At 71.7% G+C, this 13,688-nt stretch carries 15 protein-coding genes and 1 tRNA gene; 3 read left to right on the top strand and 13 right to left on the bottom strand.

The window, feature by feature from the left end; translation table 11 throughout:
* Positions 1–249: 249 nt before the first annotated feature.
* From LADH09A_RS13355 to LADH09A_RS13345, 3 genes are all read right to left on the bottom strand, one after another.
* On the bottom strand, positions 250–456 hold the full coding sequence (locus tag LADH09A_RS13355) for a hypothetical protein (RefSeq protein WP_238645334.1): 207 nt from the start codon (positions 454–456) through the stop codon (positions 250–252).
* Between the two features lie 93 nt (positions 457–549).
* On the bottom strand, positions 550–1,029 hold the full coding sequence (locus tag LADH09A_RS13350; RefSeq protein ID WP_238645332.1) for an HNH endonuclease signature motif containing protein: 480 nt from the start codon (positions 1,027–1,029) through the stop codon (positions 550–552).
* Between the two features lie 162 nt (positions 1,030–1,191).
* Positions 1,192–1,275, bottom strand: a tRNA-Tyr gene (locus LADH09A_RS13345).
* 147 nt (positions 1,276–1,422) lie between these two features.
* Here LADH09A_RS13345 and LADH09A_RS13340 point away from each other — a divergent pair.
* On the top strand, positions 1,423–1,917 hold the full coding sequence (locus LADH09A_RS13340; RefSeq protein WP_238645331.1) for a YajQ family cyclic di-GMP-binding protein: 495 nt from the start codon (positions 1,423–1,425) through the stop codon (positions 1,915–1,917).
* A 198-nt stretch (positions 1,918–2,115) separates the two neighbouring features.
* On the opposite strand, the gene LADH09A_RS13335 is transcribed toward LADH09A_RS13340, so the two are convergent.
* The 9 genes from LADH09A_RS13335 to LADH09A_RS13295 all read right to left on the bottom strand — a co-directional run bounded on the left by LADH09A_RS13335 (position 2,116) and on the right by LADH09A_RS13295 (position 11,825).
* Positions 2,116–2,643: a dihydrofolate reductase family protein gene (locus LADH09A_RS13335; RefSeq protein ID WP_238645329.1), complete on the bottom strand. Its 528-nt coding sequence runs from the start codon at positions 2,641–2,643 to the stop codon at positions 2,116–2,118.
* 182 nt (positions 2,644–2,825) lie between these two features.
* The gene (locus tag LADH09A_RS13330; protein WP_238645327.1) at positions 2,826–4,085 is read right to left on the bottom strand and encodes an MFS transporter; all 1,260 of its coding nucleotides are present in this window, start codon (positions 4,083–4,085) and stop codon (positions 2,826–2,828) included.
* Between the two features lie 134 nt (positions 4,086–4,219).
* Entirely contained in the window at positions 4,220–5,095 is an 876-nt protein-coding gene (htpX, locus tag LADH09A_RS13325; protein WP_179781045.1) for a zinc metalloprotease HtpX, read from the bottom strand.
* Between the two features lie 117 nt (positions 5,096–5,212).
* Positions 5,213–6,715 carry an NADH-quinone oxidoreductase subunit N gene (locus LADH09A_RS13320; protein ID WP_238645324.1) on the bottom strand — a complete coding sequence of 501 codons (1,503 nt, stop codon included), beginning with the start codon at positions 6,713–6,715 and terminating at the stop codon, positions 5,213–5,215.
* Complete coding sequence (locus LADH09A_RS13315) at positions 6,712–8,220, bottom strand: complex I subunit 4 family protein (RefSeq protein WP_238645322.1); 1,509 nt, start codon at positions 8,218–8,220, stop codon at positions 6,712–6,714. Before LADH09A_RS13315 ends, LADH09A_RS13320 begins: the two co-directional genes overlap by 4 nt.
* A 114-nt stretch (positions 8,221–8,334) precedes the next feature.
* Positions 8,335–10,266 (bottom strand): NADH-quinone oxidoreductase subunit 5 family protein, encoded by a 1,932-nt coding sequence (locus LADH09A_RS13310; RefSeq protein ID WP_238645320.1) that lies wholly within the window; start codon positions 10,264–10,266, stop codon positions 8,335–8,337.
* Positions 10,263–10,625, bottom strand: coding sequence for an NADH-quinone oxidoreductase subunit NuoK (gene nuoK / locus LADH09A_RS13305; protein ID WP_238645319.1), 363 nt, complete (start codon positions 10,623–10,625; stop codon positions 10,263–10,265). The genes LADH09A_RS13310 and nuoK overlap by 4 nt, the downstream gene beginning before the upstream one ends.
* On the bottom strand, positions 10,622–11,182 hold the full coding sequence (locus LADH09A_RS13300; RefSeq protein ID WP_238645318.1) for an NADH-quinone oxidoreductase subunit J family protein: 561 nt from the start codon (positions 11,180–11,182) through the stop codon (positions 10,622–10,624). Before LADH09A_RS13300 ends, nuoK begins: the two co-directional genes overlap by 4 nt.
* 25 nt (positions 11,183–11,207) lie before the next feature.
* Entirely contained in the window at positions 11,208–11,825 is a 618-nt protein-coding gene (locus LADH09A_RS13295) for a NuoI/complex I 23 kDa subunit family protein (RefSeq protein ID WP_238645315.1), read from the bottom strand.
* Between the two features lie 95 nt (positions 11,826–11,920).
* On the opposite strand from LADH09A_RS13295, the gene LADH09A_RS13290 reads away from it, so the two are divergent.
* Complete coding sequence (locus tag LADH09A_RS13290; RefSeq protein WP_238645314.1) at positions 11,921–12,496, top strand: Uma2 family endonuclease; 576 nt, start codon at positions 11,921–11,923, stop codon at positions 12,494–12,496.
* Here LADH09A_RS13290 and LADH09A_RS13285 read toward each other — a convergent pair.
* Entirely contained in the window at positions 12,477–12,905 is a 429-nt protein-coding gene (locus LADH09A_RS13285; RefSeq protein ID WP_238645313.1) for an ester cyclase, read from the bottom strand. The genes LADH09A_RS13290 and LADH09A_RS13285 overlap by 20 nt on opposite strands.
* Positions 12,906–12,986: 81 nt before the next feature.
* Here LADH09A_RS13285 and LADH09A_RS13280 point away from each other — a divergent pair.
* Positions 12,987–13,688: glutathione S-transferase C-terminal domain-containing protein (locus LADH09A_RS13280; RefSeq protein ID WP_238645312.1), on the top strand; the 702-nt coding region annotated here is incomplete at its 3' end.

The raw sequence follows: 13,688 nt of genomic DNA, 5'->3' as shown, positions 1-13,688 counted from the left end.
CTAACCGCCCAGCGGACCCGCCACGGCCGAGCCTTCCGGTCAGCGCGCTTAGCGATCTCCCAGATCTGGACCTCGTAGCTCTTCATGCCGCGTCCTGCCCCAGGTCGCCAAGCCACCGACCGAGCGCCGACCGGCGGACCCGAAGCTGCCCATTCGGGAGCTTGATCACCCGTGGTCCCTTGCCGGTCTGGCGCCGTCGGTGCCCGGGGGCGCGGAGCCGGTAGAAGGTTCGGCCGTCGGTCGGGGCGGTCACCGCGGCTCACCCCCGTCGGTGTCCCGGTCGAGGATGTTCAGCAGCGAATCCGGCAGCAGTGGTCCGCGACGTTGCCGGGGCAGAGGCGGCCGGGTTGGCTCGGTGGCGGTTTCCCGGTCGACCTGGGCGAGGATGTCCGCCGCGTCGGCAGGTGCCGGGTACTCGGTGGCCAGCGCCCGGATGTCGGCTACCAGCCTCCCCAAACGGGGTCAAGGCCGTTCGTACGGTAGGGCGCTCCACCTTGGCCCCGTTTGGGGAGGCCGGACGGTCTGACGACTGCCCGACGAGGAGATCCGCTAGTCCACCGGACGAGCTTGCGCCCAGCGCGTGACGAACTCTCGACCTTTCTCGGTGAGGCCGAAACACTCCGCCGCAGGCATCCCCATGATGTAGCCCCGGTTCCCGCCCATGTCCACCGGCACCAGGAGGGCATCCTGAATCAGGTAGCTGAGCATGATCCCGAAGCCGCCTGGCAGTTGAATCACGGCCGTCTTCGGCTCTGCCGCGAAAAGCTCCAGCAACCTTCGTTCAAGGTCACCGTAGCGGTGGTTCAGCACCGACAGGTTGGCCTTGTACTGCAACATCGACTGCCGGTCGATCTGCCCCTGGTCGTATCGGGAGTGGCACGTCGGGCAGAGGGCGATGATGTTTGCGAACGTGTGCTCTTGGACCTTGCTCCAGGGATCAATGTGAGCCAACTCAGTCGGAACCTGACGACAGGTCGGGATCGCGCAGCGATGACCAGCCTCGACCAGGACGTCGCGCTGAATCGCCATCGGGACCGAGGGCCTACCTTCTGGCATCTCATCTCCTGTCCAGGATGTGCCCGCTACGTGCCCGATCAGAGGGTCTAGGAGGGTCGACCAGCGTCAAACGAGCCGCAGACGGCGAAGGCCCTCAACCAAGCGTTTCCGCAGGTCAAGGGCCTTGCCGCTCCCTGGTGGCGGGTAGAGGATTCGAACCTCTGAAGCTTTCGCGACGGATTTACAGTCCGCTCCCATTGGCCGCTCGGGCAACCCGCCAGGGCACCCCACCGCGTCGTAACGCGGCGGCGGAAGCAAGGATAGCGGCTCCCCCCGGCACCTACGCAACCGGGTACGGTCAGGGGGTCGTGCCGCTGGTCGGTGGCCGACGGCAAGCCCAGACCGCCGGACAGCAGGAGCAGAAACATGGCAGCGAACCCGTCGTTCGACATCGTGAGCAAGGTTGACCGCCAGGAGGTCGACAACGCCCTTCGGCAGGCGGAAAAGGAGCTCGCGACGCGGTTCGACTTCCGCGGCACCGGTGCGGAGATCTCCTGGTCCGGTGAGGAGGCGATCGGTCTTCAGGCGGAGACTGAGGAGCGGGTCCTCGCCGCACTGGACGTGTTCAAGGAGAAGCTGGTCAAGCGGAACATCTCGCTGAAGTCGCTGGACGCCGGCGAGCCGCGCGGGTCCGGCAAGATCTTCAAGATCGACTGCAAGGTGATCCAGGGCATCGAGACGGACAAGGCCAAGGCGATCAGCAAGAAGATCCGCGAGGAAGGCCCCAAGGGCGTGCAGGCGCAGATCCAGGGCGACCAGTTGCGGGTCACCGGCAAGAAGAGGGACGACCTCCAGGCGGTCATCTCGCTGCTCAAGGGCGAGGACTTCGGCGTCGCTCTCCAGTTCAACAACTACCGGTAGGTCGGGCCCGGCCCACTGGGCGGTCCGGCGGCGTCGACCCACGATCTGGCGGGGATCACCGGTCTCTGCCGCTGAGCTGGCCTCGCTGTCGAGCGCGTCATCCAGGTGGCGTCACTGCCGCGTGGTCATTCGTAGGCTGACTGCTCGCTCCGGGTCTCATCGAGGTGCTCCACGGGACTCACCACCGACGACGCGGGTTCAGTAGACGACGGTGTACCAGTGCTCGGTCTCGCCGGGCAGTGGCACCAATCGCACCTTGGTGCCGCCCGGGTGGTCGAACATGCGCACCCCGTCGCCGAGCAGCACCGGGGCGAAGAACATGAGGACCTCGTCGAGCAGCCCGGCCTCGATGCACTGCTTGGCGACGTTCGCGCCCAGGATGTTGACGTACCTGTCCCCGGCTGCCTCCTTGGCCTGGGCCACGGCGGCGTGCAGGTCACCGACGAACGTCACGTCGGCGGGTGGCTCGGCCGGTGGACGGTGGGTGAGGACGAACACCGGCCCGTGGTACTGGCCGCCGAACGCGCCTTCGTTGTCGGTGCCGCGGTTCGGGTCGTCGCCGCCGAACGTGCCGTTGCCGGCCAGGATCGCGCCGACGCTGTGGAGCAGGCGCTCCGCCGTCGGATTCTCACCCCCGAGGTGGTCGGTCAGCCAGGACATGTCGCCGCCGGGGCCGGCGATGTAGCCGTCGAGCGACGCCGTCGCCGAATATAGAAGCTTGGCCATGAGCCCAGGGTAGGCGGCGGAACCCGAGTTCCTTGAAATCGGGGTGTCCGCCGCGCAGGGACACCCCGATTTCAAGGAACCCGAGTCGATCAAGCCCGCAACGACCCCGAGTCGATCAAGCCCGCAACGACCCCGAGTCGATCAAGCCGCACGGCACGCACGCCCGCACGGAGGACGGCGGGTCAGACGGTGACGGGCTGTTCGGCGCGTACCGCTGCGTTTTCCGCACGGGCGATGGGCCCGGCGGGCAGCGCGGCGACGGCGGCCCCGACGGCGACCGCCGCTCCGGCGAAGAGGAAAGCCCAGCTGACGCCGCCGGCGTGGTCCACGATCAGGCCGGCCACCGAGCCGCCGGCCGCGCTCGCCGCCACCGCCACGGTGACCACCCAGGTGTACGCCTCGTTCAGCATGCCGGCCGGGGCGATCCGGCCGACCAGGGTGTTCTCCAGGGTGAGCGCGGGCGCGATGGTGGCCCCGCCGACGACCAACGCGACACCGAGCGCCAGCGGGGTGGGCATCACCGCGAACACCACGAAGGTGCCGGCCAGCGCGGCCAGCAGCAGGGCGAACTGGCGGGTCATGTTCGGTGCCGGCTTGCGGACGCCGAACCAGAACCCGCCGATGGCGCTGCCGATCCCCCAGACCGCCAGCAGGAGGCCGGCGAGGCTCTCCGGGTCGTCGGTGGTGTGGCCGCTCGCGTACGCGGGGACGATCACCCCGGCGGCGCCGAACGCGATGCCGAGACCGGCGACGCACACCAGCAGGGCCGGGAATCCACCGACCCGCAGTGGCCCGAGCCCCCTGGCGTGGTGCTCCTTCGGGTGCGGACGCCAGCCGCGCATCACCTGGCCGAGGGCCACGGCGGTCGTGCCGACCAGGGTGACCACGGCCGCACCGATCAGCGCGGCCGCCGCGTCGGCGACCAGCACGAAGCCGGCGACGAGCAGTGGGCCGAGCACGAAGACGATCTCGAACAGCGACGTCTCGGCGGCGAGCGCGGTGTTGCGCAGGTGGTACCGGCCGGAGTTGGGGCCGGTCAGGTCGTTCCAGGCGTTACGGATGGCGGCGGTGAGCGGCGGGTACGTGGCACCGGCCACGGCGCTGGCGAGGTAGATGGTGGGTAGGGCGTCGTCGCCCGAGCGGCTGGCCAGCAGCAGCGCGATGAGTGCCACGGGGTGGGCCACGGCGGTCACCAGCAGGACGGGGGTGGGGCCGACGCGGTCGGCGACCCGCCCGGCCACGGGGCTGAGCGCGGCGCCGGCGACGGCGTAGATCCCGCCCGCGATGGCGGCCAGCGCGTAGCGCCCGGTGACATTCTCGACCACCAGCAGCAGCGCCAGCGGGGTCATGCCGATCCCGAGTCGCCCGATGATGCCGGTGATCAGCAGCATCGGCGCGCCGGGGATCCGCCACACACCCAGGTACTGACGCAGCGCGGCCACCGGAACCTCCCGAAGATGTAATGAGCGTGAGCCGTTACGACCCTAACGCTGCCGCCGGGCGGAAGGACAACGGATAACAGCGCTCCGCCCGTACCCGGTGCGACCAGGTACGGGCGGAGGCGTGGATCAGCGGGTCAGCGCTGGAACTGCACCGGCCCCGCGTTGGCGGCCATCTGCTCCAGCCGGGCGACCCGGTCCTCCATCTTCGGGTGGGTGGAGAAGAGCGCCGCCATGCCGCCGCCCCGGAACGGGTTGGCGATCATGAGGTGCGCGGTGCTGGTGAGCTGGCCCTGGGCCGGCAACGGCCGGCGGCGGGCCACCGCATCGATCTTGCGGAGCGCGCTGGCCAGGGCCAGCGGGTCGCGGCTCAACTCGGCACCCGAGGCGTCGGCCTGGAACTCACGGCTCCGGCTGATCGCCAGCTGGATCACCGTGGCCGCGATCGGGCCGAGGATCAGGGTGAGCAGCAGCACGGCCGGGTTCGGCCGGTCCTCGTCGTCCCCGCCGCCCAGCGGGATGAAGAAGGCGAGGTTCGCCAGCAGGGTGATGATGCTGGCCAGACCCGCCGCCACGCTGGAGATGAGGATGTCCCGGTTGTAGACGTGTGACAGCTCGTGCCCGATCACACCGCGCAGCTCGCGGTAGTCGAGGATCTCGGTGATGCCCTGGGTCACGCAGACGGCCGCGTGCTGCGGGTTACGACCCGTGGCGAACGCGTTGGGCTGCGAGGTCGGGCTCACGTAGAGGCGCGGCATCGGCTGCCGGGCGTCGGTGGCCAACTCGCGCACCATCCGGTACAGCTCGGGGAACTGTGCCTCGGTGACCGGTTGCGCCCCCATCGAGCGCAGCGCGAGCTTGTCGGAGTAGAAGTAGGTGACGCCGTTCATGACCAGAGAGACGACGACAGCGATGACGAGGCCGCCACTGCCGCCGAACCAGTAGCCCACCGCGAGGATCAGGGCGCTGAGCAGGCCAAGCAGCGCTGCGGTCTTCAGACGGTTGTGGTGCACGATGTCTCCTTCGGTGCACGGATCGCCGGGATCCGCTGACCGGTTCAACAACCCCGTACCCGCCAACCATCCGTCTCAACGCTGAGAGTTCACTGAGACCGAAGTGCCTGGTCAGGGTCAGCGGCCGGCCAGGTCGAGCACCAGTTGTGGGGCAACGCCGAGCACCACGGCGGCCACCGTCGCCACCGCCAGCACCACGGCCACCACACCCACCACGGGTACGGCAGCCGCTCCGCCGCCGGCTTGCGCCGCGGCCGGGCCGGGCGGCGTCGTCGCCGGTGCCCAGAGCGCGGCGGTCACCCGCAGGTAGTAGGCGAGCCCGATTACCGCGTTCAGCGCCACCACGAGCGCCAGCCAGGCCGCCCCACCGTCCAGCAGGGCCCGGACCACTGTCACCTTCGCGAAGAGGCCGGCGAGCCCCGGCGGCAGGCCGGCCAGGCCCACCAGCGCCAGGCCGAGCGCCGCGGCGCGCCAGGGGTGCCGGCGGGCCGCCCCACGGAGGTCGTCCAGCGTGCCGCCGTCCGCACCGGCCGGCCGCAGCGCGGTCACCCCGGCGAACGCGGCCAGCTCCAACACCACGAAGAAGACGGCGTACGCCATCGCGGCGGCGTACGCGGCGGAGCGTGCCTCGTCGGTGCGACCGGCGGCCAGCGCCAACGCTCCCAGCGGGGCGAGGATGTAACCGGCCTGCGCGACGGACGACCAGGCGAGCAGCCGGACGGTACGCCGCTGGCGCAGCGCGACGAGGTTGCCGACGGTCATGGTGAGCACGGCGAGCAGGGCGAGCACCGGGCCGGTCTGGTCCGGCGGGAGCGCCCGCTGCACGACGGCGAGCAGAGCGACCAGGCCGCCCAGTTTCGACGCCGTCGACAGGTACGCGGCCACCGGCAGCGGCGCGCCGTCGTAGGTGGCCGGCGCCCAGGCGTGGAACGGCACCGCCGCCACCTTGAAGGCCAGCCCGACCAGCAGCACCGCCACCGCGGCCGTGGTCAGCGGCAGGTCCCGCAGCTCCGGCCGGTCGGCCAGCAACGCGCTGAGCCGCTCCAGGTGCAGCCCACCGGTCACCGCGTACAGCAGCGCCGCTCCGAGCAGGGTCAGCGTGGTCGCCACCACGCTGACCACGAAGAACGTCACCGCCGCCTCGGCGCTGGCGAGGCTTCCCCGGCGCAGGCCCACCAGCACGTACAGCGGCAGGGTCAGCGTCTCCAGGGCGACGATCAGGGTGATCAGGTCGCCGGCCGCACCGAGCACGACGCCGCCGGTCATCGAGCAGGCCAGCAGGAAGCAGTACTCCCCCACCGGCGACCGCCCCGCCCGCAGCGCGGGCACGGACAGCCCGAGCACACCCAGGGTCAGCAGGGCCACCACCGCGCCGACCAGGGCCGCCCGACCGCCGAAGATCCAGGAGCAGTCCGCGCCGACACAGAACGTGCGCCGCTCCCCACCCGCGCCGACCAGGGCGGCGCCGACGGCGGTGCCGAGCGCGCCCAGCGCGGCCACCACGATCGTGGCCCGTGGCCGGGCCAGCAGCAGGTCGGTGAGGAGCACGAGCACGGCGGTGCCGGCGGCCAGGTAGGCCGGCAGCAGCGCGACGCTGTCCACGCTCTGCACGACGTTCATGGTTTGACCACCCCGATCAGGGCGTCGACGGGGGCCTCGGCGACGCCGAGGACCAGCGCCGGTGCCAACCCGATGGCCAACGCGAGCAGCACCAGCGGCACCCAGGCGGTCAGCTCCGCACCGGCCAGACCCGGGCCGACCCGACCGACGGCGGGGCTCGGACGGTTGTGGGTGACCTGGCGCAGCAGCCGCAGGAAGTACGCGGCGGTGAGCGCACCACCGACTGCGGCCAGCACCCCGAGGGTGATCCAGAGCGGGCCGCCCACCTGGACGGCCGCGATCACCGCGAACGCCTCACCCCAGAAACCGGCCAGCCCGGGCAGACCGAGCGACGCGACAGCCGCGAACGCCAGCAGACCGGCCAACCGGGGCGAGGTCTCCCGCAGCCCGGACAACTCGGCGAGAGTGCCCGTGCCGGTGCGGTCCTTCACCGCACCGGCCAGGAAGAACAGCAGACCGGTGATCACCCCGTGCGCGATGTTGCCGATCAGCGCCGCCTGGATGCCGATGGTGGTCAGCGTGGCGACGCCCAGCAGCACGAAGCCCATGTGCCCCACGCTGGAGTACGCGATCAGCCGCTTCACGTCGGACTGGGCCAGGCAGACCAGCGAGCCGACCAGGATCGCGGCCACGGCCAGCACCCCGAGCACCGGCGCCGCCCACCGGGCGCCCTCCGGCGCAACCCCCACCGCCACCCGGATCAGGCCGTAGGTGCCCATCTTCAACAGCACGCCGGCCAACACCACGCTGCCCACCGTCGGGGCCTGGGTGTGCGCGTCGGGCAGCCAGGAGTGCAGCGGCCACAGCGGGCTCTTCACCGCGAACGCCAACGCCAGCAGGGTGAACGCGGCCAACTGGGTGCCGCGCGACATCCCCGCCCCACCGGTCAGGGCCACCACGTCGGCGGTGCCGGCGGCGGCGACCACCACGTACACGCCGACCAGCAGCAACACCGAGCCGAACAGGGTGTAGAGCGCGAACTTGCGGGCCGCCCGACGCCGGTCGGTGCCACCCCAACCGGCGATGATCGCGTACATCGGCAGCAGGACGACCTCGAAGAACAGGAAGAACAGCACCAGGTCCAGGGCGAGGAAGGTGCCCAGGATGCCCACCTCGACCACCAGCAGCAACGCGACCAGCGCCCGGCCACTGCCGCCGTCCGGGACCCGCCACATCGTGTACGCGCAGCAGAGCAGGGTGAGCAGCGCGGTCAACACCACCAGCGGCCAGGAGATGCCGTCGACGCCGAGGTGGAAGCGCAACTCCAGGCCGGGCACCCAGGGCAGGTCCAGTTGGTGCCACGGACGCACCGCCGGCGCGCCGGCCGACCAGGCGACCCAGCCCCGGCCCCCGAACACCAGCGGCACCGCGGCCAGCAGGGTCAGCGCCGCGGCGACCGTGCCGACCAGCCGGGCCGCCCGGTCCCGGGGGGTCGCCGCCACCGCGACCGCGCCGAGCGCCGGCACCGCCAGGACAGCGACCAGCAACACCTGCCCGAACGTCATTGGATCGCCTTCGATCGCGACTGCGGGGCTCGCAAACCCGGCTCACTCCTCGCGCTCACTGGATCGCCTTCGATCGCGACTGCGGGGCTCGCAAACTCGGCTCACTCCTCGCGCTCACTGGTTCACTCCGATCACGGCGGCGGCCAGCCCGATCAGCAGCGCGCCGGCCAGCACACCGGCGGCGGCCCGGGGCAACGCCGCCCGGTGCAGCGTGGCCAGCCCCGCGCCCAGACCGGACACGGCCCGGCCACTGCCCTCGACAGCGCCGTCCACCACCACCTCGTCACCGGTGCGCGCGACGCGGGCCAGCGCGCGGACGGGGCGTACGACAAGGGTGTGCTGGACGTCGTCGAGCCGGAACGCGCGGGCGAAGATCGGCCGCAGCGGGCCCAGCGCGACCGCCGGGTCGGCGGTCGGGTCCCGACGCCAGCCCAGCGTGACCAGCACCGCGCCGACCAGCAGCAACGCGAGCGGCAACAGCACCCCCGGCGCCAGGTGGACCAGGCCGTCCTCGGAGCCCGCCACCGGCACCGTCGGGAAGCGCAGGCGGTCGGCGAACGCCCCGACGAACCCGGCCAGACCGAGCAACGCGGCCGGCACGGTCAGCAGCAGCACCGGCCAGCGCAGCACCGCCGGCGGGTCGTGCGGCCGGACCAGCGGCAGGCGTGGTGTGCCGAAGAACGCGCGCAGCAGCAGCCGGCCGGCGTACCAGGCGGTGATCGCCACGCCGAGCAGCCCGGCGATCCAGACCAGCCAGCCCACCCAGGACGGTGCCGGGCCGGTGCCCTCCAGCGCGGCGGACTCGGCGACCGTCAACACGCCGTCCTTGCTCCAGAAACCGGCGAGCGGCGGCACCCCGGCCAGCGCGCCCAGGCCCACCACGGTGCACCAGAACGTCACCGGCATGGTGCGCCGCAGCCCGCCCATCTCCGACATCAGGGTGGTGCCGACCGCGTGGATGACCACGCCGGCGGCGAGGAACAGCAGCGCCTTGAACGCGGCGTGGGTGAGCAGGTGGAACAGCGCCGCAGACGGGGAGCCGACCGCCAGCGCACCGGTCATGTAGCCCAACTGGGACACCGTCGACCAGGCCAGCACGCGCTTGATGTCGTCCTGCGCGGTGGCGGCGAGCGCGCCGAGCAACAGGGTGATCGCGCCGACCACCCCGAGCACCGTCAGCGTCACCGGCGCGGCCGTGAACAGCGGGTAGAGGCGGGCCACGGCGTACACGCCGGCGGCGACCATCGTGGCGGCGTGGATCAGCGCGGAGATCGGCGTCGGGCCGGCCATCGCGTCCGGCAGCCACGTGTGCAGCGGGAACTGGGCGCTCTTACCGGCGACACCGGCGAGCAGCAGCAGGCCGGCAGCGGTCAACGTCGCGCCGGAGTGGTCGTGGGCGAGCACGTCGGCGATCCGGAAGCTGCCCGTCGACACGCCCAGCAGCGCGATGCCGAGCAGGAACCCGACGTCACCGACCCGGGTCACCAGGAACGCCTTCATCGCGGCGGCCGGCGCGCCGGGCAGTCGGCGGTCGTGGGCGATGAGCAGGTACGAACAGAGGCCCATCACCTCCCAGCCGACCAGCAGCATGATCAGGTCGCCGGCGACCACCACCAGCAGCATGGCACCGGTGAAGAGGCTGATCTGGGCGGCGTACGGCGGGTAGCGGTGGTCGACGTCGATGTCGTCGTGCGGACCGCGCCGTAGGTAGCCGATCGAGTAGACCTGCACCGCCAGGGCGACCGCGGTGACCGCCACCGCGACCAGCGCGGCGGCGCCGTCCAGCCGTACGCCGAGGGTCACCATCAGCCCGCCGACGTCGACCCAGGTGGTCGACGCCTCCGTCGGCCCGTCGACGGTGACGAGCAGCGCGACGGCCAACGCCAGCGCGCCGGCCGCACCGGTGACCCCGAGCGCGACGGCCACGGTCCGGGCCCGATCGCCGCCGGTCGCGCCGTCCCGCCGGGGGGCCGGCGGCAGCAGCAGGCCGAGCAGGCCGGCGACCAGCGGTACGGCGGGCAGCAACGCCCCGAGCAGCCCGGTCACCGGCGAGCCTCCGCGTCCAGGACGGCCGGCTCCCGCTCGTCGACGGGTTGCGTCGGCTCGGTCAGCGGCACGTCGTCCACCGCGACGGTGGCCCGCAACCGGTAGAGCTGGAGGACGATCGCCAGCCCCACGCCGATCTCGGCGGCGGCGAGGACGATGACGAACAGCGCGAAGACCTGCCCCGAGTGCGGGAGCACGGCGCGGGCGGTGGTGTCCGCGGTGACCAGGATCAGGTTGACGGCGTTGAGCATCAACTCGACCGACATCAGCACCAGCACCGCGTTGCGGCGGCGCAGCACGCCGTAGACGCCGAGGCCGAACAGCAACGCGGCGGTGACGTACGGGATGACCGGCCTCACCGGCGCCCCCCGGGCTCGACGTCGACCCTGGCAGCAGGTGCTGCCGGGCGTTGCGGGGCGGGTCGGCCGATGTCCGGCCGGGACAGCACGATCGCGCCCACCAGGGCGGAGAGCAGCAGCACGGACAGCACCTCGAACGGCAGCACCCAGGACTGGAAGATCTGCTCCCCCAACCGCTCGGCGGTGCCCGCGGCGGGCAGCGCGACGCTGCTCCAGCGGTACGCGTCGACGAGCAGGACGGTCAGCCCCAGCCCGGCGCCGCCGCCGATCAGGGCGGCCGGCCAGCCCGGGCGGTCCAGGTCGTCGGAGGCCCCGATCGGGGCCCGGGTCAGCATCACCGCGAACAGCAGCAGGACCACCACCGCGCCCACGTAGATCAGCACCTGCACCCAGGCCACCAACTCGGCGCTGAGCACCAGGAAGTCACCGGCCAGCGCGCCCAGGCACACCACCAGGTAGAGCCCGGCCCGGACCAGGTGTTTCGTGGTCACCACCAGCACGCCGGCACCCACCGCCACCGCGCCGAGGGCGAGCAGCAGCACATCCGCTCCGGTCACCGGGCCGCCCCTCCGGCTCGGGCGGTCACGACGCGGGGTCCTGATCGGCGTCGGGGCGTACCGATGGAGGGGCCGGACGGGCGGCGGCCGCCTTGCGCGCGGCGGCGGTCTCCTCCTTGGCCGGCTCACCGTGTGGGTCATGCGCGGGCGGCGGCGGGACCGTGGCCATCCACTGACCCAGGTGGTCCTTGTCGTGCAGCAGGTCCTTGATGTCGTACTCGGCGTACTCGAACTCCGGCGACCAGTAGAGCGCGTCGAACGGGCAGACCTCGATGCAGATGCCGCAGTACATGCAGAGCGAGAAGTCGATGTCGAACTTGTCGAGCACGTTGCGCTGGCGGGGGCGGGCGGCGCCGGGCACCGCCACCTCCTCCTTGTGCGAGTCGATGTAGATGCACCAGTCCGGACACTCGCGGGCGCAGAGCATGCAGACCGTGCAGTTCTCCTCGGACAACGCGATCACGCCGCGCGAGCGGGGCGGCAGGTCAGGGGCGACGTCCGGGTACTGCTGGGTGGTCGACCGGCTGGTCATCGTCTTGAGGGTGACCGCCAACCCCTTCACCAGGCCCGCGCCGGGCAGGCCGCGTGCGCCGGTGGCGCTGGCCGGGTCGCCGTGCTCGCTGGGGTCGCTCATGTCGACCATCCTGCCCTGTGGCCCCGGCGCGCGCGACCACCACCCACAGGTCCAGGGCGGTACCGTGGTCGCGGGGAGAACGAACGCACCTGGAAGGACCTGCCATGACCGCCGCGCTGCAGAGCGACTACCCGCCCGAGAGCGAGTGGACGACTGACGACCTGGATGCGCTGCCCGAGGATGGTCGCCGCCGGGAACTGCTCGATGGAGTGCTGCTGATGTCCCCCTCCCCCACCCGCAAGCATCAAATCATCGCTGGGCTACTGATGGCCGAGCTGCACGCTGACTGCCCCGACGACTACGACGTCACTCAGGGCGTCGAGGTGCGGATCAACCGCACCCGGTCCTTCATCCCCGACGTTCTGGTGACCACGTCGGTCGCCGCCGCCCGCGAGCCGTCGAAGTACGAACCGCACGAGGTGGTGCTCGCCATCGAGATCGTCTCGCCGAGCACCCGCTCGATCGATCGGGTGTTGAAGCCGGCGCTGTACGCCCAGGCGGGCATCCCCTACTACTGGCGGATCGAGACGGAGGGTGGCGCGCTGGAGGTCGTGACCTACCGGATCGACGCGGTGAACGAGGTCTACAGCGAGACCGGGCGGTGGACGAAGTTCGTCGACACCGGCGAGCCCTTCCCGATCAACCTGGCGATCAGTCGGATCACGCCCCGGGTCCGCTGACGCCGGTCGGGGGCAGCATCTCGACGCCGAGTTGTTGGAGCAGTTGGAACAGCTCGTTGCAGCTCCACACCTCGACGATCCGGCCCGCCGCGTCGAAGCGCAGGAACGTCGCCCCGGAGTAGCTGACCACCTGCCCGGTCGGTGGCACCGGCCCGAACTGCCCGGCGTGCGTGCCGGCCGCCCGCCAGTGCACGGCCACCCGTTCGCCGGCCGCCACCACGTCCACGATCTTGTAGCGCAGGTCCGGGAAGGCCGCGCGGCGCTCGCGGTGCCAGGCCAACGTCGCCTCCGGCCCGGTGCCGCCCAGCCCCGGGCACTCCTCGGCGACCAGCTCGTACGCCGACTCCTCCTGGCGGGCATTCCACACGTCGGCAATGAACCGCCGGGCCGCCGCCTCCACATCCGTCATGCCGGCAGGTTATCCGGGACCACTGTGCGCCGTAGATCCGCGAGGATTGGGTAGAGACACTGACCTGACCGGGAGGGTGACGTGGGCGAGGAAACAGGCGGCAAGTACGTCGAGCCGGGCGGCGAGTTCACCCGCGACCAGCGGTACATCGCCACTCGGATCACCGAGGACGGGCGGGACGGGTACCCGGTGGAGCCGGGCCGGTACCGGCTGGCGGTCAGCCGAGCCTGCCCGTGGGCCAACCGACTGATCATCGTGCGGCGGTTGCTCGGTCTGGAGGACGCCATCTCGATGGCGGTGGCCGGCCCGACCCACGACGCCCGGAGCTGGACCTTCGACCTCGACCCGGACGGCCGGGACCCGGTGCTCGGCATCGAGCGCATCCAGGAGGCGTACTTCAAGCGCTTCCCCGGCTACGAGCGCGGCATCACCGTGCCGGCGATCGTGGACGTGCCGACCGGGCAGGTGGTGACCAACGACTACGCGCAGATGAGCCTCGACCTGTCGACGCAGTGGGGCGCGTACCACCGCGAGGGCGCACCGCAGCTCTACCCCGAGCACCTGCGGGCGCAGATCGACGAGGTCAACGCGGTGGTGTTCCGGGACGTCAACAACGGCGTCTACCGGTGCGGCTTCGCCGGCAGCCAGGAGTCGTACGACAAGGCGTACCACCAGCTCTTCGACCGACTGGACTGGTTGACCGAACGGCTGACCGACCAGCGTTACCTGGTCGGTGACACCATCACCGAGGCCGACGTGCGGTTGTTCACCACGCTGGTCCGC

Source organism: Micromonospora cabrerizensis (assembly GCF_022230955.1).
Classification (GTDB): domain Bacteria; phylum Actinomycetota; class Actinomycetes; order Mycobacteriales; family Micromonosporaceae; genus Micromonospora; species Micromonospora cabrerizensis.
The sequence above is the reverse complement of the archived record's forward strand: the minus strand, read 5'-3'. Positions and strand labels throughout refer to the sequence as shown.